Source organism: Vreelandella aquamarina, assembly GCF_900110265.1.
In the GTDB taxonomy this organism is placed as follows: Bacteria; Pseudomonadota; Gammaproteobacteria; order Pseudomonadales; family Halomonadaceae; genus Vreelandella; species Vreelandella aquamarina.
The window spans coordinates 1-18,741 of the sequence record NZ_FODB01000001.1 but is presented as its reverse complement, the minus strand read 5'-3'; the positions used below and the strand labels follow the sequence as shown (position 1 = coordinate 18,741).

Annotated in this window: 18 protein-coding genes; 11 read left to right on the top strand and 7 right to left on the bottom strand. The window is 54.2% G+C overall.

Translation table 11 applies throughout. From position 1 onward, the window contains the following. Window positions 1-5: 5 nt before the first annotated feature. Entirely contained in the window at window positions 6-1,277 is a 1,272-nt protein-coding gene (locus tag BMY49_RS00090; RefSeq protein WP_044630547.1) for an ATP-binding protein, read from the top strand. Between the two features lie 36 nt (window positions 1,278-1,313). Further along, complete coding sequence (locus tag BMY49_RS00085; RefSeq protein WP_089674432.1) at window positions 1,314-1,853, top strand: response regulator transcription factor; 540 nt, start codon at window positions 1,314-1,316, stop codon at window positions 1,851-1,853. Window positions 1,854-1,904: 51 nt separating this feature from the next. Here BMY49_RS00085 and BMY49_RS00080 read toward each other — a convergent pair whose 3' ends face one another. Both BMY49_RS00080 and hybE read right to left on the bottom strand, forming a co-directional pair. Next, entirely contained in the window at window positions 1,905-2,678 is a 774-nt protein-coding gene (locus tag BMY49_RS00080; RefSeq protein ID WP_054641583.1) for a 3-hydroxybutyrate dehydrogenase, read from the bottom strand. Window positions 2,679-2,760: 82 nt separating this feature from the next. Next, entirely contained in the window at window positions 2,761-3,228 is a 468-nt protein-coding gene (hybE, locus tag BMY49_RS00075; RefSeq protein ID WP_244154863.1) for a [NiFe]-hydrogenase assembly chaperone HybE, read from the bottom strand. A gap of 123 nt (window positions 3,229-3,351) precedes the next feature. Here hybE and BMY49_RS00070 point away from each other — a divergent pair, with 123 nt between their 5' ends. Continuing rightward, on the top strand, window positions 3,352-3,615 hold the full coding sequence (locus BMY49_RS00070; protein WP_044630543.1) for a GrxA family glutaredoxin: 264 nt from the start codon (window positions 3,352-3,354) through the stop codon (window positions 3,613-3,615). A gap of 147 nt (window positions 3,616-3,762) precedes the next feature. Here the strand turns inward: BMY49_RS00070 and BMY49_RS00065 are convergent, their stop codons facing one another. Together BMY49_RS00065 and BMY49_RS00060 are read right to left on the bottom strand one after the other, a co-directional pair. Then, window positions 3,763-4,425, bottom strand: coding sequence for a CoA transferase subunit B (locus tag BMY49_RS00065; protein WP_044630542.1), 663 nt, complete (start codon window positions 4,423-4,425; stop codon window positions 3,763-3,765). A 49-nt stretch (window positions 4,426-4,474) separates the two neighbouring features. Beyond that, complete coding sequence (locus BMY49_RS00060) at window positions 4,475-5,173, bottom strand: CoA transferase subunit A (RefSeq protein WP_074210606.1); 699 nt, start codon at window positions 5,171-5,173, stop codon at window positions 4,475-4,477. A gap of 204 nt (window positions 5,174-5,377) precedes the next feature. Here BMY49_RS00060 and BMY49_RS00055 point away from each other — a divergent pair, with 204 nt between their 5' ends. The 3 genes from BMY49_RS00055 (at window position 5,378) to BMY49_RS00045 (ending at window position 8,179) form a co-directional block, all read left to right on the top strand. Beyond that, a complete protein-coding gene (locus tag BMY49_RS00055) occupies window positions 5,378-6,277 on the top strand; it encodes a LysR family transcriptional regulator (protein WP_089674431.1) in 900 nt (299 codons plus the stop codon). Between the two features lie 112 nt (window positions 6,278-6,389). Continuing rightward, window positions 6,390-7,271, top strand: a complete 882-nt coding sequence (locus tag BMY49_RS00050; protein WP_089674429.1) for an acyltransferase — start codon at window positions 6,390-6,392, stop codon at window positions 7,269-7,271. Between the two features lie 32 nt (window positions 7,272-7,303). Next, window positions 7,304-8,179: a LysM peptidoglycan-binding domain-containing protein gene (locus BMY49_RS00045; RefSeq protein WP_089674498.1), complete on the top strand. Its 876-nt coding sequence runs from the start codon at window positions 7,304-7,306 to the stop codon at window positions 8,177-8,179. A 69-nt stretch (window positions 8,180-8,248) separates the two neighbouring features. On the opposite strand, the gene gcvT is transcribed toward BMY49_RS00045, so the two are convergent. Together gcvT and BMY49_RS00035 are read right to left on the bottom strand one after the other, a co-directional pair. Further along, window positions 8,249-9,361: a glycine cleavage system aminomethyltransferase GcvT gene (gcvT, locus tag BMY49_RS00040; RefSeq protein WP_089674427.1), complete on the bottom strand. Its 1,113-nt coding sequence runs from the start codon at window positions 9,359-9,361 to the stop codon at window positions 8,249-8,251. Between the two features lie 90 nt (window positions 9,362-9,451). Then, the gene (locus tag BMY49_RS00035) at window positions 9,452-10,855 is read right to left on the bottom strand and encodes an alanine/glycine:cation symporter family protein (protein WP_089674425.1); all 1,404 of its coding nucleotides are present in this window, start codon (window positions 10,853-10,855) and stop codon (window positions 9,452-9,454) included. A gap of 409 nt (window positions 10,856-11,264) precedes the next feature. On the opposite strand from BMY49_RS00035, the gene gcvH reads away from it, so the two are divergent. Together gcvH and gcvP are read left to right on the top strand one after the other, a co-directional pair. Next, window positions 11,265-11,654, top strand: a complete 390-nt coding sequence (gcvH, locus tag BMY49_RS00030) for a glycine cleavage system protein GcvH (RefSeq protein WP_058577968.1) — start codon at window positions 11,265-11,267, stop codon at window positions 11,652-11,654. An 86-nt stretch (window positions 11,655-11,740) separates the two neighbouring features. Further along, complete coding sequence (gcvP, locus tag BMY49_RS00025) at window positions 11,741-14,635, top strand: aminomethyl-transferring glycine dehydrogenase (protein WP_044630535.1); 2,895 nt, start codon at window positions 11,741-11,743, stop codon at window positions 14,633-14,635. A gap of 39 nt (window positions 14,636-14,674) precedes the next feature. Here gcvP and BMY49_RS00020 read toward each other — a convergent pair whose 3' ends face one another. Further along, window positions 14,675-15,577 (bottom strand): LysR family transcriptional regulator, encoded by a 903-nt coding sequence (locus BMY49_RS00020; protein ID WP_044630534.1) that lies wholly within the window; start codon window positions 15,575-15,577, stop codon window positions 14,675-14,677. A gap of 215 nt (window positions 15,578-15,792) precedes the next feature. On the opposite strand from BMY49_RS00020, the gene ppnN reads away from it, so the two are divergent. From ppnN to BMY49_RS00005, 3 genes are all read left to right on the top strand, one after another. After that, window positions 15,793-17,175: a nucleotide 5'-monophosphate nucleosidase PpnN gene (gene ppnN / locus BMY49_RS00015; RefSeq protein WP_044630533.1), complete on the top strand. Its 1,383-nt coding sequence runs from the start codon at window positions 15,793-15,795 to the stop codon at window positions 17,173-17,175. Window positions 17,176-17,235: 60 nt separating this feature from the next. After that, window positions 17,236-17,964 carry a sulfite exporter TauE/SafE family protein gene (locus BMY49_RS00010; RefSeq protein WP_089674423.1) on the top strand — a complete coding sequence of 243 codons (729 nt, stop codon included), beginning with the start codon at window positions 17,236-17,238 and terminating at the stop codon, window positions 17,962-17,964. 115 nt (window positions 17,965-18,079) lie between these two features. Beyond that, window positions 18,080-18,280, top strand: a complete 201-nt coding sequence (locus tag BMY49_RS00005; RefSeq protein ID WP_044630531.1) for a hypothetical protein — start codon at window positions 18,080-18,082, stop codon at window positions 18,278-18,280. The last annotated feature ends 461 nt before the right edge of the window (window positions 18,281-18,741 follow it).

Sequence of the window (18,741 nt, the reverse complement as noted above, 5' to 3'; positions counted from 1 at the left end):
GCCTCATGCCTACTGCTCTGCCCTTGCCGCTCTCTACGCCTAACCGCAATCTGGTACGGCTCACCATCGTTCGGGGGATCACCTGGACGGGGTTTTTGATGGCCATTATTGTAGGCATCGAACTACTAGCGTTTAACTTGCCCGTCACAGCCGTGGTCAGCGTAGTCATTGCCATGGGCATGTTGAACATTGCCACGTGGTGGCGGCTGGGTAGGCCTAGAGCCGTTAGCCATGGCGAGTATTTAACGCATTTACTAGCCGACATCGCAGGGCTCACGCTGCTGTTTTACTTTTCAGGGGGCTCCACCAACCCGTTTATCACTTACTACTTGGTGCCGGTGACTATTGCCGCAGCCACCCTACCTTGGCGCCACGCGTGGATCATCGCCGCCTGCGCCATGGCGGGCTACAGCTTCCTGATGTTTTACTACCACCCGATACCGCAGCTAGGACATATCAGTAGCGATGGCCCGTTAAGTCTACATATCCTAGGAATGTGGCTGAACTTCGGACTTTCTGCCGGCCTAGTCACCTTCTTTATTTATAAAATGGCCCACGCCCTGCGCAGCCGGGATAAAGCGCTTTCCCGCACCCGGGAGGCTGCGCTACGCAACGAGCAAGTGCTCGCCGTGGCCACCCAAGCAGCGGGTACTGCTCATGAACTGGGAACGCCGCTTTCTACGATGGCCGTGCTATTGAAAGAGATGCAGGCGGACGCGGAGCAAGAGAGCTCACTAGGGCAAGACATTGCGCTGCTGCGCCAGCAGGTGGATATCTGTAAATCGCGCCTGCAGCACTTGGTCAGCAATGCTGACCGTCGGCGCATGGCCGAACCTGAAATACTCGATGCGGAAGTATGGCTGGCAGGCGTGGTACAACGCTGGCTCGTAATTCGGCCCGATGTTAGCCATCGTTTTGAAGTCGCTGAACGCCGCGGCAGACCTTGGCTGGCAGTTGATGCCACCTTAGACCAAGCACTGACTAACTTGTTGAATAACGCCGCCGATGCCAACCCCGAGCACATTGCTATTCGCCTGGATTGGCAAGACGAGGAGGTGGTGATTGATATTCGTGATCACGGCCCAGGCGTGGCGATGTCAATTGCGGATCAGCTAGGCGATACCTTTGTCTCCACTAAAAGCAAAGGCATGGGCATTGGCCTATTTCTCACCCACGCCACGATTAACCGCTTCGGCGGCGGCGTTAGCCTTTATAACCATCCAGAAGGTGGAACGCTGACCGAGGTCACCCTGCCGCGTTGCTCAGCACCAACCTAGGGTGAGACGGCAGCTATTTAGACAAATGAGGGTACTATGCAGAACCAAGAGCAACGTCTGCTGATTGTCGATGACGATAAAATGTTTTGCCACGTACTAAGCCGCGCACTGACCCGCCGCGGCTTTGAAGTGATGGTCGCTCACGACGCCGACCAAGCGCTGAATATCGCGGCACAGTTTACGCCCACCATGGCCACGCTTGATTTAAAGCTGGAGCATAGCTCTGGCCTTAAGCTGCTGCCTGAACTGCTCTCCGCAGTACCAAGCTGTCGCATCGTTGTGCTCACGGGCTACTCCAGCATTGCTACGGCGGTAGAAGCTATCAAACTTGGCGCGATCAACTACCTGTGTAAACCGGCAGATGCCGACGATGTGATGGCGGCCTTTGAACACCCTGACGCTGACCCCAATATCGAGCTGGCGGATAATCCCCCTTCCATCAACCGGATTACCTGGGAGCATATCCAAAAAGTGCTGCAAGAGCATGATGGCAATATTTCCGCCACGGCCCGGGCGCTAGGCATGCACCGCCGCACACTACAGCGCAAGTTGCAAAAACGCCCGGTTCGCCGCTGAGCCCGCCCGTTATCAAGCTCCACTGGCCATCGTAACAGGCGGGGGGCTGGGTTAGTGTGCTGTCCAGCCGAGATCAATATTCCAGCTAGCGCCAGTGACTGCGCCCGCCGCATCTGACGTCAGGTAAGCGACCAACTGAGCAACTTCGGAGGGGTCGATTAAGCGCTTAATCGCGGCGTTTTTGAGCATGATTTTCTCGATCACCTCTTGCTCATCCATACCATGCAGCTTGGCCTGATCGGCAATCTGGTTATCTACTAACGGGGTTTTAACATACGCAGGGCAAATCGCATTGGCGGTAATGCCCTGTTCGCCGCCTTCCAGCGCAGCGGTTTTGGTTAACCCAATCATGCCGTGTTTGGCGCTGATATACGCCGCCTTACCCGGCGATGCCACCTGCGCATGGATTGAGGCAATATTTACCACTCGCCCCCAGCCCTTTTCACGCATATAAGGCCAAGCGGCCTGGGTGAGAAGGAATGGCGCGGTCAGCATCAGGTCGATAATTTGCCGCCACTTCTCTTCGGGAAAAGTCTCGATAGAAGCGACATGCTGAATTCCGGCATTATTCACCAAAATATCCACGCTACCAAAGCGTTTCACTGCCTCAGCAATCGCGCCACGGCATGCATCTGCGTCGGTGAGATCCGCTTGGTAAAACGCCGCGCCTGCCGCTTCTGCAATCTCTTTTCCAGCAGGATTAAAATCGACGGCCAGGACTTGGTGGCCCTGCTCGCAAAAGTGTTTAACAACGGCTTCACCGATACCACTGCTGGTACCAGTCACCACGGCAACCCGAGGGGTTGAAGCTTTTTGGGATGACATTCAGACGTCCTTTTATTAACTGCACGGTAATGAATGTATAAACGCTCATGAGTATAGGAGTCGCCGGCAGCTTCTGCCTACTCTACCCTTGCGGTACAGCGTTCGGGGTCATTAGCTGTTCCATCATGCGCTGTGCTAATCGTGCTGTCTCTTGAAGCGTTTCAAGATCGCTTAGATCTTCTAAGATTTTTCGCTTATAAAGCTCGATACCCGCGGGCAAACGCTCTAGTTGCAGTGAGTAACGGCCTGAAGGAAGCGTTAACGCACACTGTGACTCAAGTGGCGCTTGTAAAGCAGACTGCTCTGGCAGCGCGACAAGCCATAGCTCACAAGGCGTAATTAAAGCGCCAGCCATCACGCTGGCGCCGCTAATGCGCGACTCAATATGCTGAAAACAGAGCGCATCAACGCCTAATCGCGGATTGAAGTGCGCCTGCTGCTTAAGTCCTGCTAAGTGCTCATCGCGGTAGCACTTAGCAAGCTCAGCTAAATAACCATATTCATGCGGAGCCAGGGTTTGCATGGCTTCTCCTACTGTTCCATTACTCATTGTGCGGCTTTATAGGGCACGTAGTGTGGTGCTATTGGCGAAAACCTGTGCCCTACGCCACAATGGGCGCTGATTCCTAATCCAAGCACTTACTTATTTCTGTATCGTAAAGGAGTTGTTGCCATGTTTGTGGTCATTTTTGGGCGCATGTCGTGCCCATTCTGTGTACGTGCCAAGCATCTTGCCGAACACCTCGAGAGTAACGGCAAAATTGATGGCTACCGCTATGTAGACATGCCCTCAGAAGGCGTTACCAAGGAAGATATCGCCAAAACTGCGGGCAAACCCATTCATACCGTACCGCAAATCTTTGTCGACCAGCAGCACATTGGCGGCTTTACCGAATTCGACCAGTTTGTCCGTGATAAGCAATTAATGGCCTCTTAGCACCACTGCTGAATATTTAACGCTGGTGACGCTTAACTCAGGCTTTGACTGTTACCGGATTACTTGGGAAGCTTGGCACTCACCCAAAAACAGCTAAGCATGGCGTGAGCCAAGACCCACGCCATTTCACCATGCTCGCTTTCAGTGTTACTCGTCGAAGGTCATTTCTGGAACGTGGTCAGGAACGATCAGCTTGCCTGCAGTTTTCTCGACAATTTCCTCAACGCTAACGCCGGGCGCGCGCTCTTTAAGGATGAAGGCACCATCTTTAATTTCCAGGTAAGCCAGATCCGTTAGCACTCGATTGATGCACCCGGCGCCAGTGAGCGGCAAGTTACATTTTTCCAGCAATTTGGATTCACCGTGTTTGGATGCATGAGTCATGGTGCAAATAATATTTTCTGCGCCAGCCACAAGGTCCATCGCCCCACCCATACCTTTGATGAGCTTACCGGGGACCATCCAAGAGGCGATATTGCCCTCCTGATCAACCTCGAACGCACCCAGTACGGTTAAGTCCACATGTCCGCCACGAATCATGGCAAACGACTCAGCGGATGAGAAAATGGCAGCGCCAGGACGAGCGGTAACGGTCTGTTTGCCCGCGTTAATCATATCGGGGTCCACTTCTTCCTCAGTGGGGAAGCGCCCCATGCCCAGCAAGCCATTTTCAGACTGGAGCATGACATCTATACCATCTGGGATATAGTTAGCTACCAGGGTAGGAATACCAATGCCTAAATTGACGTAAAAACCATCCTGCAGTTCACGGGCAACGCGCTGTGCCATCTGTTCGCGAGTTAAAGCCATGGTGCCACCTCTTGTCTTAGCAGTTAGTTGATTGTTGGCGTTGTTGCACTTAGCTGCGCACCGTGCGCTTCTCAATACGCTTCTCGAATGTGCTTTGAATAATACGATCCACGTAGATACCCGGCGTATGAATCTGGCTTGGCTCCAGCTCGCCTGGTTCAACAATCTCCTCAACTTCTACAACGGTGATCTTGCCTGCCGTGGCGACCATGGGGTTAAAGTTCTGTGCAGTATGGCGATACATCACGTTGCCATAGCGGTCGGCTTTCCAGCCTTTCACAATCGCAAAATCGCCTTTAATGGCTTCTTCTAAAATATAGTGGCGGCCATCGAACACGCGCTCTTCTTTGCCTTCTCCAATCGGGGTGCCATAACCAGTAGCCGTGTAGAAGGCGGGAATGCCCGCTCCGCCAGCACGCATTTTTTCTGCCAGCGTTCCTTGAGGGGTCAGTACCACCTCAATTTCATTATTCAGCATTTGCTGCTCAAACAGCGCGTTTTCGCCTACGTAGGAGGCGAAGATTTTGCTAATTTGCCGATCTTCGAGCAGAAGGCCTAAGCCAAAACCATCGACGCCACAGTTGTTAGAGACAACGGTAAGGTCTTTCACACCACGACGTTTGATTTCTGCAATCAGATTTTCTGGAATACCACACAGACCAAAGCCACCTGCGAGGACGGTCATGCCGCTTTCAATGCCTTCCATTGCTTCTTCGTAAGAAGCTACACGCTTGTCGAATCCTGCCATTGTTATGCCTCACATTGTTGTTGAGTACGTATCGGTGTTGAGAGCGTTTGTCGAGAATAGTGTGCAAGAAGCGTTTGTTGGAATGTCGCGCCATACATAGTGAGTATGACGATCAGAACAGTATTGCCAGTGTTGTCCTAGATGATATATTTGTTAAGTTTGTTTTTCTTATCAATTTATTTTAATAACTTATAAAGAGACGCCATGACCGTCAAGCAGCTTCGTGCATTTTTAGCCGTGGCACAGACCCTAAGCTTTACCCAGGCATGTGAGCGCCTGCACCTTTCACAGCCCGCCCTAAGCCTTGCCATCAAAGGGTTAGAAGATTCGCTAGGCGGCAAACTGCTTATCCGTAGCACCCGTAGCGTGCGACTAACCCCAGAGGGGGAGTCGCTGCTCCCGCTTGCCAAACATCTGCTGGCGCAGTGGGATAACACCGAGGAACGCCTGCGCCAGCGGTTTACGTTACAGCTAGGGCGACTCAGCGTTGCGGCCATGCCGTCTTTTGCCTGCAATCTATTACCCAGTGCACTGGTTAAGTTTCGACAACAGTACCCCAAAATCAACGTCACGGTGCACGATGTGATCAATGAAGAAGTCACGGATATGGTGCGCTCCCGACAGGTAGAGATTGGCATTGCCTTCTCGCCGGAGGGCCAGGGAAGCTTAAGTTTTACACCTTTGTTTGAAGATCAGTTTGTCGCCGTGGTTCCTCCCACCTCTCCCCTGGCTCACCGCGACACACTGCCCTGGACGCAGCTGCTTGAGAATGACTTTATCACGCTACAACGCCCTTCCATGGTACGGCGCTTACTGGAGCAAGAGCTTGAAAAGCGCCATATAGACCTCCCTGTCGCCTTTGAAAGCCACCAGCTCTCTACCGTCGGACGAATGGTCGCGGAAGGTCTAGGGGTCAGCGCTGTGCCTTCCATGTGCATTCAGCAAATGCATGAGCTGGGTGCGCGCTGCGTACCACTTGTCGAGCCAAGCATCGCTTGCCGAGTGGGGATCCTGACCCAGGAAGAGCTTTCCGTGGCGGCACATGCGCTGCGTAGCGTGTTGCTTGCGAGCGTTAAAGCACCCTCCCTACCCATTGACGTATAACGCTTTGATACGGTTATGCTGGGCAGCGTGGCGCTGATCTATTAGCATTTATCGCTAAGCGCGTGATTAAAAGGCCTTTAGCACGCAGACGAATAGCTGTGAGGATTGTGGTATGCCAATTATTAAAGGGGGCGTTAGCATCTTGCTGCTGACGTTGAACACGCTGGTTTGGGGTGTCCCCCTGATTATTCTGACGCTGCTCAAAGTCATCGTCCCTGGGCGGCGGCAAAAAGAGTGGCTGCTTAAAGGGCTATGTGCCGTCGCACTAAACTGGATTGGCGTCAATTTGTGGTGGATGCGGCACTGGTTAAAACCTAATGTCTCGATCAACGTGCCAGATACATTAAGCCCTGAGCAGTGGTGGCTGGTAATCTCCAACCATCGCAGTTGGACCGATATCTTTATTCTGCTTATGGCACTGCACCGGCGCATTCCTATGCCGCGCTTTTTTCTCAAACACCAGCTTATCTGGATCCCGATTGTTGGTCTCGCTTTCTGGGCGCTTGAGTTTCCCTTTATGCGTCGCTTTAGCCGTGAGCAGATCGCCAATAACCCCAAGCTAGCCACAGTTGACCGGGAATCCACTGAGCGCATGTGCCGCCAAGCTCGCCATGCCCCTATCGCTATTTTTAATTTTGTCGAGGGAACCCGCTTTACCGTCGCCAAACGCGAGTCGCAGCAAAGTCCATTCCAGCATCTGCTTCGCCCTAAAGCAGGAGGAATTGCCCAAGTACTTAGCCTGCTGGGTGATCAGTTGGATGGTATTCTTGACGTCACTATTAGCTATACCAACCCATCACCCACGTTTATGGGTTTTTTATGCGGTAAAGAAGCCCCCATTACGCTTGAAGCCCGGCAGCTAGCCATTCCTGAATGGATGCAAACTGCCAACTACCATGACGAACCGCAGCATAAGGAACGCTTCCACGCATGGATCAACTCACTCTGGCAGGAAAAAGATACCTTGCTAGATCGCCTCAGCGACCACGACTAAGCCACTGGCTCACCATTTGTGTATTGGCCAGCGTGCTAACTGGCTGCGCCAGCTCTGCCCCCTCCTCTAGCCAGCGGGTGCCCGCCGCTAGCAGCGCCAGCGCTATTGGCGGCAACTGGGTAGAGGTTAGACGTGGCGATACGCTAGGGCAGCTCGCGGCACGGGCTGACGTACCACTTGAACGGCTAGAGCGCTTCAACCCGGGGGTTGACTCTCGCCGTTTAGCCGTTGGTCAGCGCCTATTGATCCCAACCCAGCAGGAGCGAGCGCCTTCTGGCGGCCCTTATCGCTATCAAATCCGGCCCGGTGATACCTTCTCAGGTATTGCCAGGCACTTTAACACCACAACGGGGCGAATCCAGAGTGCTAACCAAGGCACTTCCCCCACGGCATTGCGTGTCGGGCAAATCATTAGCGTACCGCTTAGCAGTACCGCTAGAACGGCATCATCAAGCAGTAGTTCAGCCGCTAGTAGCGCCAATAACCGTAATGCACCAACGCCTGCCCCTGCGCCAAGCGCTAGTTTGCCAGCTTCGGCACGCCGATGGCCGTGGCCTTTAGAGGATTATCGTGTGGTTCGTCAGTTTGGTGCCGACAGCCGCGGCACACTACAGCCCATGTTGTTGGCAACTCAGGCAGGCGCTCGTGCTAAGGCCGTTGCTCCTGGTGAAGTACGCTTTGCAGATAGCATGCGACAGCTCGGCGATGTCGTGATTGTGCACCATGCCGATAACTTGCAAACCGTTTACGCGCTCTGCGAGCGGATTCTCGTCCGCGTAGGGGACCAGGTGAGTACAGGTGATGAGCTGTGTGATGTAGGACAAAGTAACGCGACACAGCGTTATGATCTGCTGTTTGACTTACGTCAGGGGGGGAAACCCATCGACCCACGACAGGTGCTAAGGTAAGCATATTCCGCATGCAAAAGCCCCGCGAGGGGCTTTTGCATCTTTTTTGAATTAACTGCGCTCGCTAATTTAACCGCGATAGTAACCAGGGGCCACAAATGGCATCGCGGAAACGCTCATGGGTAGCTGCTTGCCGCGTACTAACGCGTAGACGGTAGTACCGGGCGCTTCCCACTCACGGGCGAGGTACCCCATGGCAATAGGTTTACCGACGCTTGGCCCAAAACCTCCGGAAGTCACTACGCCAATTTCATTGCCCGCTTCATCTACCAGCAGACTGCCTTCTCGCACCGGCGCGCGCCCTTCTGCTACCAGCCCAACCCGCTTGCGGGTATGATCTTTGGTATCCACTTGGTGCAAAATCACATCGGCTCCGGGGAAACCCGCTGCTCGCTCGCCGCCATGGCGACGCGGCTTGCCAATGGCCCAGATCAAGCCGGCCTCGACAGGCGTGGTTTGCATATCCATATCGTGACCATATAGGCACAAGCCCGCTTCTAAGCGCAGTGAATCACGCGCGCCCAAGCCAATCGCTTCTACTTCAGGCTCGGCCAGCAGCGCTTCGGCAAGCGCCTGACACTCGTCAGCCGCGACAGAGATTTCAAAGCCATCTTCGCCGGTATAACCACTGCGGCTGATCCACACGTCACATCCTGCCAGCGTGTAACGACCATGTTGCATAAACGTTAGCTCACAGGCTTGCGGGCAGAGCCGCTGCATCACATCGCGGGCCTGTGGCCCTTGAAGCGCCAGCAGACCGCGATCAAGCACATCGATTTGATGAGTGTTACCAAGATTAGCGCGCAAATGGGCAATATCTTGGTCTTTGCATGCCGCGTTCACCACCAGATAGAAGTGATCGCCAGCATTCACCACCATCAAATCATCAATAATACCGCCATCGGTGCTGGTAAAAAGGCCATAACGCTGCTGGCCTTTTTGCAAGCCTACCAAGTCCGCTGGGATAAGACTTTCCAGCGCTTCAGCGACCTTTTCTCCGGAGACCAGAATCTGTCCCATATGCGACACATCGAACAAGCCACACCGCTCGCGGGTATGCTCATGCTCTTTTTTAACACCCAGCGGGTATTGCACCGGCATATCGTACCCGGCAAAAGGCACCATCTTGGCCCCTAGCTGCATGTGAAGCGCATGAAGTGGCGTGTGTTTCAGATCAGTCATGGCATTTCCTCTGTCAAAAAAGAGAAACGGGAAGCCTTACTAGGCTTCCCGGCTCTATTACATCGTGCATTACCTGCTTACAGGCAGGCCTTATTTATCATGATCCAGGGCTTCACCCGGCAGCACGTCCTTACCAGCGAAATAATCCCGAGTGAGCTTAAAGACAACCGGAGACAGCAGCGCCAGGGCAATGAGGTTAGGAATCGCCATCATCGCGTTGAAGGTGTCTGCCATCAGCCAGATAAAGCCCAATTGCGCAACTGCACCCAGCGGAATAGCCAGTACGAACAGCACTCGGTACAGCATAATAGAGCGCGTACCGAACAGGAACTGGCAGCATTTCTCACCGTAAAACGACCAGCCAAGAATGGTGGTAAAAGCAAAGATTGCTAGCGCAATGGCCACGATCTGATTACCAAAGCCAGGCAGCGCCGCATCAAAGGAGAGCGCGGTGAGCGAAGCGCCCGCTTCGCCTTCCATCCACACGGTAGAGGTCAAGATCACCAGCGCCGTGATGGTACACACGATGATGGTATCAATGAACGTACCCAGCATGGCAATCAAGCCCTGACGAACCGGGTTTTTCGTCTGCGCAGCAGCGTGAGCAATCGGTGCACTGCCCAGACCTGCTTCATTGGAGAAAATACCCCGCGCCACGCCAAAGCGGATGGCGGCCATTACCGCAGCACCGGCAAAGCCACCGGCTGCTGCCATGGGGTTGAAGGCGTAGTAGAAGATCAGCCCAAAGGCGTCACCGATTTGGCCCGCATTAACGATCAGCACCAGCAAGCCCGCAATCACATAAGCAATGCCCATCACCGGTACCAGCTTACCAGCCACCTTGGCAATGCGCTTGATGCCACCCAATATCACTGCACCGGCCAGTACCATGATGATAACGCCGGTTAACCAGTGAGGAACACCAAAGGTGGCATCCATGGCGTCAGCCACAGAGTTAGACTGTACGGTATTACCAATCCCGAAGGCCGCCACCGCGCCAAAGAACGAGAACAGACCGCCCAGCCACAGCCACTTACGGCCCAGACCATTTTTGATGTAGAACATCGGCCCACCCACGTGATAGCCGGTGCTATCGGTTTCCCGGTAGCGTACTGCCAGCACTGCCTCGGCAAACTTGGTCGCCATACCCACCAGTGCGGTAATCCACATCCAGAACACAGCACCTGGGCCACCTAATGCGATGGCCGTTGCCACACCGGCAATATTACCGGTACCAATCGTCGCAGACAGTGCTGTCATCAACGCGTTAAAGGGAGAAATTTCCCCCTCATCGCCGGGTTTTGCAGAGGTTTTATCGGATGGCTTGGCATCGCGGCCTTGCCACATTAGCTTGAAACCCATGCCGAGTTTACGTATCGGCATCAGTTTCAAGCCAATCTGCAGGTAGATACCCACCCCCAATAGCAGGATCAGCATTAACGGGCCCCACACCACGCCGTTAATGGCCCCTAATAGGCTTGTTAACGTTTCCACACGACTCTCCTTACCCAATTGATTAATGCATTTGTTATGAAGGTTAGGTTGTTCACCCACTCCATCCGATAGCAGATGGAATCACCAAGCGTTCCCACCATAGCGCTTAATTAACGCTGGAAAAACGGATGATGGGTATGTTTTACACCATTTTCTTAGTGCGCTTCCATGCCAATGTCGCCTGCTGATAGAGAAAGCTGCTCTTTTTGAAACTGGCTGGCGCACTGAAACAACAGAAAAAGAGCATCCATTTTTAGCCTTTTGGAGGCAATGAAGAAATTTGTTTCCGATAAGAAACACGGTACCATATACCCACTTACGCTCACTGCGAGCTGGCCACAGTCGCCAAGGCGAACGACAAGCGCTAGTATGCTTTCGTTCTGTCCACTGATTTTATAAGGGAATCACTATGAGCAATCTTCCTGCCAATCTTCGTTACGCTGCCAGCCATGAATGGGTGCTTGATCATCAAGATGGCACCGTCACCATCGGCATCACCGACCACGCGCAAGAAGCGCTAGGTGATGTGGTATTTGTTGAACTGCCCGAAGTTGGCCAATCCCTAAGCAAAGGGAAAGAGTTTGGCGTCATTGAATCCGTGAAAGCGGCCTCTGACCTTTACTCGCCGGTCAATGGCGAAGTAATTGAAGTGAACGAAGCCCTCGAAGACGCTCCCGAAACGGTGAACGACGCCCCCTATGAAGGCGGCTGGATTATGAAAGTGCGTGTTACCGACCAAGCCTTTGAAGGTCTCTTAGATGCCGATGCGTATCAAGCGACGCTGAGCGCCGACACCTAAGTCATGTAGCCAAAGCGCCTGCCCCTGCGGCAGGCGCTTTATTATCGCCTCTGCACGGTTTTCTCATTACGTCCGGAATCTCCCCCATGCCTTTTGAATCACGCCGATTGGCCGAACTGGCCGACCACGATGCTTTTATCAAACGCCATAACGGGCCCAGCCCCGATGATGTCGCCACCATGTTAAAAGCGCTCAATATGCAGCGCATGGAAGACCTGATTGAGCAAACCGTGCCTAGCGATATTCGCCTAGGTCGCGAACTTGCCCTTGACGACCCCCGCAGTGAAGCGGAAGCCCTTGAATATTTGAGCCAGTTAGCGCGCCAGAACCGCGTCAGCAAAAGCTATATTGGCCAGGGTTACTACAACACCCACATGCCCGCAGTGATTCAGCGCAACGTGCTGGAAAATCCCGGTTGGTATACCGCTTACACGCCTTACCAGCCCGAAATTTCCCAGGGCCGTCTGGAGGGATTGCTAAACTTCCAGCAGGTGATTATGGATTTAACCGGCATGGAGCTTGCCAACGCCTCCCTGCTGGATGAGGCCACCGCCGCCGCAGAAGCCATGGCACTGTGTAAGCGCGGCAATAAAAAGAGCAAGTCGAACGCGTTCTTCGTGGCTGACGACCTCTTTCCGCAAACGTTAGATGTCGTCAAAACCCGTGCCGAGTTCTTTGGCTTTGAGCTGATCACCGGCCCCGCCGAAAGCCTTGCCGAACACGATGTGTTTGGCGCTCTGGTTCAGTACCCCTCTGCCAGCGGCAGCGTCAGCGACTTAGCCCCGATGCTAAAGGCGGCTCAAGAGCGCGGCATTATGACCTGCGTGGCCACCGACCTGCTTAGCCTGGTGCTGCTGAAAGAGCCGGGCGCGATGGGTGCGGATATTGTCGTAGGTAACTCGCAGCGCTTTGGGGTGCCCATGGGCTTTGGCGGCCCGCATGCGGCGTTCTTCGCTACCTCCGACAAACTCAAGCGCTCGATCCCAGGGCGGATTATCGGCGTCTCTAAAGACAGCCGTGGCAAAACCGCGCTGCGCATGGCCATGCAAACCCGCGAGCAGCACATCCGCCGTGAGAAAGCGACGTCGAATATCTGTACCGCACAAGCGCTACTAGCCAATATTGCCGGTTTCTACGCCACCTATCATGGCGCAGAAGGCCTACGCAAAATTGCCGGTCGCGTTCACCGCCTGACTACTGTGTTGGCTACTGGCCTACAGCAAGCCGGCGTGCAACTAGCGAATAACACCTGGTTCGATACGCTACGCCTAACCCAGGTAGACGCGGGCAAAATTCACGGCCGCGCCATGACCCACGATATCAACCTGCACTACTTCGCCAATGGCGATGTGGGTATCAGCCTGGATGAAACGACCACCGCTCACGATGTCGCCGCCCTATTCGACGTCCTGCTGGGCGATGAGCATGGTCTGGCCGTGGCAGTGTTGGACGACCAGGTAGTGACCGATAAGCTGAGCGGTATTCCGGCCGCCTACCAGCGGGAAAGCGATTTTCTTGAACATCCAACCTTCAATCGCTACCGCAGCGAAACCGAAATGCTGCGCTACCTAAAGCGTCTTGAGAACAAAGACCTGTCGCTGGCCCATGCCATGATCCCGCTAGGTTCCTGCACCATGAAGCTCAACGCGACTAGCGAAATGATTCCTGTCTCATGGCCTGCGTTTTCCAACCTGCACCCATTTGCGCCGCGTGATCAGGTGGCGGGCTACCATCAGATGATTGATGAGCTGGCAGCGTTCTTAGTCGAAGTCACCGGCTATGACCATATCTCGATGCAGCCTAACTCAGGCGCGCAGGGTGAATACGCGGGCTTGCTGGCGATTCGCCGCTATCAGGCAGCGCAAGGTGAAGCTCACCGTGATGTGTGCTTGATTCCCAGCTCCGCCCACGGCACTAACCCGGCCTCTGCCGCCATGCTGAGCATGGAAGTGGTGGTGGTGGAGTGCGATGCCAACGGCAACATAGATTTAGAGGATTTGACCCGCAAAGCCCAGCAGCACAGCGAGCGGCTTTCAGCGGTGATGATTACCTACCCGTCCACCCACGGCGTCTTTGAGTCGCACGTTCGCAAAGTATGCGAAGTGGTGCACCAGCATGGCGGCCAAGTTTACGTCGATGGCGCTAACATGAATGCTCAGGTTGGCCTCACTCGCCCTGGTGACTTCGGCGGCGACGTGTCTCACCTGAACTTGCACAAAACATTCTGCATCCCCCACGGAGGCGGTGGTCCAGGTATGGGCCCGATCGGCGTTAAAGCGCACCTTGCCCCGTTTGTGCCTAACCATGTGGTGACGCCCATCAACGGCGTTAACCCAGAGAGCGGCGCAGTGTCGGCGGCAGCCTTTGGCAGCGCTTCCATTCTGCCGATCTCGTGGGCGTACATTAAGATGATGGGTGCCCGTGGCCTGCGTGAAGCCACCGAGCTGGCCATTCTTAACGCCAACTATATTGCCAAGCGTTTAGAAGCGTCCTATCCGATTCTCTATCGCGGCCAGAACGGCAATGTCGCCCATGAGTGCATCATTGATATTCGTCCGCTGAAGAGCGCGTCTGGTATTAGTGAAGAAGATATCGCCAAACGTTTGATGGATTACGGCTTCCATGCCCCCACCATGTCGTTCCCAGTACCGGGTACGCTGATGATTGAGCCCACGGAATCTGAATCACTCTACGAAATTGACCGCTTCTGCGATGCGATGATTGCAATTCGTGAAGAGATTGCACGGGTAGAGAGCGGCGAGTGGCCGCTGGATAATAACCCGCTGGTGAATGCGCCACACACACAAGCCGACCTAATGGATAGCGCATGGGACCGGCCTTATGACCGCCAGCTAGGTGCCTTCCCCACAGAAGCAGTGATGGCGTCGAAATACTGGCCCTCAGTGAATCGCGTCGATAACGTCTTTGGTGATCGGCAGTTGATCTGCTCCTGCCCCAGCATTGACGAGTATCGCCGTTAAGCAGAACCCATAGCGCGATAGGAAACGCCTCTGGCCCGTTTATTCGGGTATCAGGGGCGTTTTTTCTTGGAGACGCTGATCATGAAAGCCGTTCAACAGCTTTTCATAGCGTTTAGGTAGGACAGAATCTTGGCGACGAAGAAGATAGAGCACTTCGTTAATCGCTTGGGGAAGCGCTAACGCCTTCACCTGCCGCTGCCACGGCGATGTTTCGAGCACTAAGCGCGAGACCACCGTAAAGCCAAGCCCCCTCGCCACTGCGTCCAGCACCATGCTCACTTCATTGGTGAATCCCTGATGACGGAAATGAGTCATGGAGCGAAACTCATCGGGGTAGTTCGCCCGTAACAGCGCGTTGGCGTGGTTAATCCCATCGTAATAGTTGATAAAGCCAATCCCCATCAGCTCCGACAACGTGCTGCCTGCAAAATCAGCAGGCACGACCAAGCAGAGCGGCTCTTTATGCCATACCGTGCAAGTGAGCTCAGGGTGATTGACCTGCTCGGTCACGATACCGATATCGTAGCGGCCTTCAAGCAGGTCGTTGACGATCTCGTGGTTAAACGCAAAGCTATAGTTAACGGTCAGGTTGGGATGCATCTGCTGCTGACCGAGAATATACGGGTAAAACATCAGCCCTACGCTGCCGGGTGATGCAATCCGGCATTCGCCGCTATCCAACGAGTCATCATCCAAGCCATGCCGAAACTGCTCATGCTCGGCAAACAGCTTAAGTGCGTAATCATAGGCACGGCGGCCCGATTCGGTCAGGGTAAAACTTCTGCCACGGCGCTCTAACAACGTTTTGCCAAGATAGCTCTCCAACTTACGAATATGCTGGCTAACCCCAGGCTGCGTCATCTCTAAACGACGCGCCGTTCGTGTGAAACTGCCGGTTTCCACTAACGTTATAAACGTCCGAAAGTATTGGGCATTAAACATAGGGTTTAAGCAACATCCTCATTATCCATCATCGTAAGGCGCTGACGTGAAGCACTATTGTAACGTGCTATCGCACCCGCTGCCGCGTGCGCTTGCAGGACCCTAGCGTAGCACAAACGCTGCTAAGACGGGCGCTTAGCCGCATTGCTGAACAGCGCCAAGCGCCGTGCTAGTATGCAGGTTCGTTACTAACACTCTTAGGGACAGCCAGACTAATGACGCAAACCCCAGCGCCTCGTGCCACGATTTCCAGCATTATTTCTCCTGAAGGAAGCCTTGAAGTCCTCTCGCAGCATGAGGTTAATCGGCTCAAGAGCACGTCTAAAAGTGGTTTGCACGATTTACTGCGCCGCTGCGCGCTTGCCGTACTTAATTGCGGTAGCGCTACTGATGACAGCTTGGCCATTCTCGAAGCCTATAAAGATTTCGACATTGAAGTACTGCAGCAAGATCGCGGCATTCGCCTAAAGCTGACTAACGCGCCCGCAGAAGCGTTTGTAGATGGACGCATGATTCGCGGTATTCGCGAACATCTCTCATCCATCATTCGCGACATTGTGTATGTTTATAACGAAATTCAGCACCACAAGCGCTTTGATCTCAGTACGGGCGAAGGCACCACCAATGCGGTGTTTCATATCCTGCGCAAGGCGGGCACTCTTAAACCTGGTCGTGACCCTAGTTTAGTGGTGTGCTGGGGCGGGCACTCTATTTCCCGCGAAGAGTACGAGTACACCAAGGATGTGGGCTACCACTTGGGCTTGCGCGATTTAGATATCTGCACCGGCTGTGGGCCTGGGGCTATGAAAGGCCCGATGAAAGGAGCCAACGTAGCGCATGCCAAACAGCGCCGTAAAGATGGCCGTTACCTGGGCATCTCGGAGCCCGGTATTATCGCTGCCGAAGCACCTAACCCCATCGTTAACGAGCTCGTCGTCATGCCGGATATCGAGAAACGTCTAGAAGCGTTTGTGCGTCTAGGCCACGGCATTATTGTCTTCCCCGGTGGCGTGGGCACCGCAGAAGAGATTCTCTATTTGCTGGGTATTCTGTTGCACCCCAGCAACCGGGAGATCCCCTTCCCCCTCATCTTTACCGGCCCTGCCAACTCCGCGGCTTACTTTCAGAAAATCGATGAATTCCTGGTATACACCCTCGGTGAAGAGATTCGCCGCTACTACACCATTATTACGGGCGACCCGGTGGCCGTTGCTCGCACAATGCGCGAAGGCATTGACCAAATTGCCGATTTCCGCCGCCAACATCAAGACGCCTTCTACTACAACTGGCGCTTAACCATCGCCCGTGAGTTTCAAGCACCCTTTGAGCCCACCCACGAAGCGATGCGCGGCCTGGCCCTTCACCGCCAGCAGCCCACCCACGAGCTGGCCGCCAACCTAAGGCGCGCTTTCTCCGGCATTGTGGCGGGTAACGTGAAAGAGCCGGGCATTCGCGCCATTGAAGCTCATGGCCCCTTCGAGCTCACCGCTGAGCCAGAATTGATGCAGCGTTTAGACGCGTTGCTTAGCTCCTTTGTTGCCCAAGGGCGCATGAAGCTTGATGGACAACCCTATACGCCCTGCTACGTGCTTAGATAGGCCCTTAGCGCTTCACCCATAGCAGGTATCGCCCATGATGCCTGCTCAAGGAAACTCGCCGTGATTATTGCACTGCTCACTTTCGCCATTGCGGGGATTATTAAGGGAGCAATTGGCTCGGGAGTGCCGGTGGTCGTTGTACCTGTATTGACCATGCTTTATGACGTTAAGCTGGCCATTGCAGTGTTGGTAGCTCCCAATCTTTTTAGCAATGCGCTTCAGGTATGGCAGTACCGCCAGCACCTTCTCCCCCTGCGCTTTCTACTCTCATTTGCCGTAGCCGGTGGCGCTGGCATTGTACTTGGCACCTGGGGGCTAGTAGTGCTCTCACCAACACTGCTATCGCTAGGCGTCGCTGCAGCAATCCTTTTGTATCTCATCATCAAGCTGGCCAAGCGTACCGCAACGCTACCCTTTACGGTCGCAAAGCGAATTGTACTCCCCGTCGGTTTGTTGGCGGGTGTGCTTCAAGGCGCTGCGGGCATGTCAGCCCCTGCCTCAGTCACTTTTTTGAATGCCATGCAGCTTGAGCGTCGCGTTTTTATTGGCTCAATTTCGGTATTTTTCGTTGCCATTACCCTCGTGCAAATACCTGCACTACTCAGTGCTGGCATTCTTACGGGTGAGCGCACGCTCTACAGCCTGGGCGCATTGCTTGTAATACTCGCCGCCATGCCTATTGGTGCACAACTTGGCAGGCGGTTACCCCACCGCTGGTTTGATAATCTCATTATGTGTTTGTTGGCGAGCATCGCACTGAAAATCATCTTGGATGCCCTGCTGACATAACATCATTGCGTTAACACTCTGCACAATGATGCGAGAGCCGCTACACTGAAGCCTGCAATAACCGCGCAGTCACTCGCGATTATTGGCAGATTCTTATCAAGGAAAGGAGTCATACATGGAAATGATTAACCAGTTGCAAGATGGCAAAACCAAAGCTTTTGCGAAGCACTGTTTTGAGCGCTACTCCGCAGAAGAGCTCAATAGCGCTGCGGAAGGTTCACCCGACCAAGCGGAAATGGAGCATTGGGGAATTACCGCAGGCCAATGGGAAGAAGCGGTGGCTACAGCACTCGCCGACCATAAAGCGCAAGGTTAATGGCCCTTCCCCAACGGAGCACATGGGTAAACAGCATTCCTCGAGCGAGGTAACTGGGAGTAATTAGTACTACAGTCCCAAACACGCCTTGGCCCCTATCGCTGGGGGCCAATTTTTGAGCCGAAATAACAGGATCGAGTAGGAGGGGGAGTCGCCTCCCCCGTCCTCTCACACCACCGGGCAAACGGATCCGTACCACGGCGGTTCCTGTCCCCCATTATCGGGCTGAGCTTCGTTCCGCTGAATTCGCTCGCCTGTGTGCTCTGAGCGCTTCGACAGTCTTTGGGCTTCCGGCCCGCCATACAGTTATCGAGAGCCCTCCGGGGAGGCTTCTGCTCGTACACATCAGAGAGTGGTCAACTATCCACTCGTGACAGGTTCAGCCCTTCAGCTCTTGGTTAGAGAGCCTAATATGGCCTCTGCTGACTCCTGTTCGCCCATCCCGACACCTCACGGTGTCG

Coding starts and splice junctions, on each gene's coding strand:
- gcvP (WP_044630535.1), top strand. CDS start 11,741: ATGCCTTTTGAATCACGCCGATTGGCCGAACTGGCCGACCACGATGCT.
- BMY49_RS00070 (WP_044630543.1), top strand. CDS start 3,352: ATGTTTGTGGTCATTTTTGGGCGCATGTCGTGCCCATTCTGTGTACGT.
- BMY49_RS00020 (WP_044630534.1), bottom strand. CDS start 15,577: ATGTTTAATGCCCAATACTTTCGGACGTTTATAACGTTAGTGGAAACC.
- BMY49_RS00090 (WP_044630547.1), top strand. CDS start 6: ATGCCTACTGCTCTGCCCTTGCCGCTCTCTACGCCTAACCGCAATCTG.
- BMY49_RS00060 (WP_074210606.1), bottom strand. CDS start 5,173: ATGGCAGGATTCGACAAGCGTGTAGCTTCTTACGAAGAAGCAATGGAA.
- BMY49_RS00050 (WP_089674429.1), top strand. CDS start 6,390: ATGCCAATTATTAAAGGGGGCGTTAGCATCTTGCTGCTGACGTTGAAC.
- hybE (WP_244154863.1), bottom strand. CDS start 3,228: ATGAGTAATGGAACAGTAGGAGAAGCCATGCAAACCCTGGCTCCGCAT.
- gcvH (WP_058577968.1), top strand. CDS start 11,265: ATGAGCAATCTTCCTGCCAATCTTCGTTACGCTGCCAGCCATGAATGG.
- BMY49_RS00085 (WP_089674432.1), top strand. CDS start 1,314: ATGCAGAACCAAGAGCAACGTCTGCTGATTGTCGATGACGATAAAATG.
- BMY49_RS00080 (WP_054641583.1), bottom strand. CDS start 2,678: ATGTCATCCCAAAAAGCTTCAACCCCTCGGGTTGCCGTGGTGACTGGT.
- BMY49_RS00065 (WP_044630542.1), bottom strand. CDS start 4,425: ATGGCTTTAACTCGCGAACAGATGGCACAGCGCGTTGCCCGTGAACTG.
- ppnN (WP_044630533.1), top strand. CDS start 15,793: ATGACGCAAACCCCAGCGCCTCGTGCCACGATTTCCAGCATTATTTCT.
- gcvT (WP_089674427.1), bottom strand. CDS start 9,361: ATGACTGATCTGAAACACACGCCACTTCATGCGCTTCACATGCAGCTA.
- BMY49_RS00055 (WP_089674431.1), top strand. CDS start 5,378: ATGACCGTCAAGCAGCTTCGTGCATTTTTAGCCGTGGCACAGACCCTA.
- BMY49_RS00005 (WP_044630531.1), top strand. CDS start 18,080: ATGGAAATGATTAACCAGTTGCAAGATGGCAAAACCAAAGCTTTTGCG.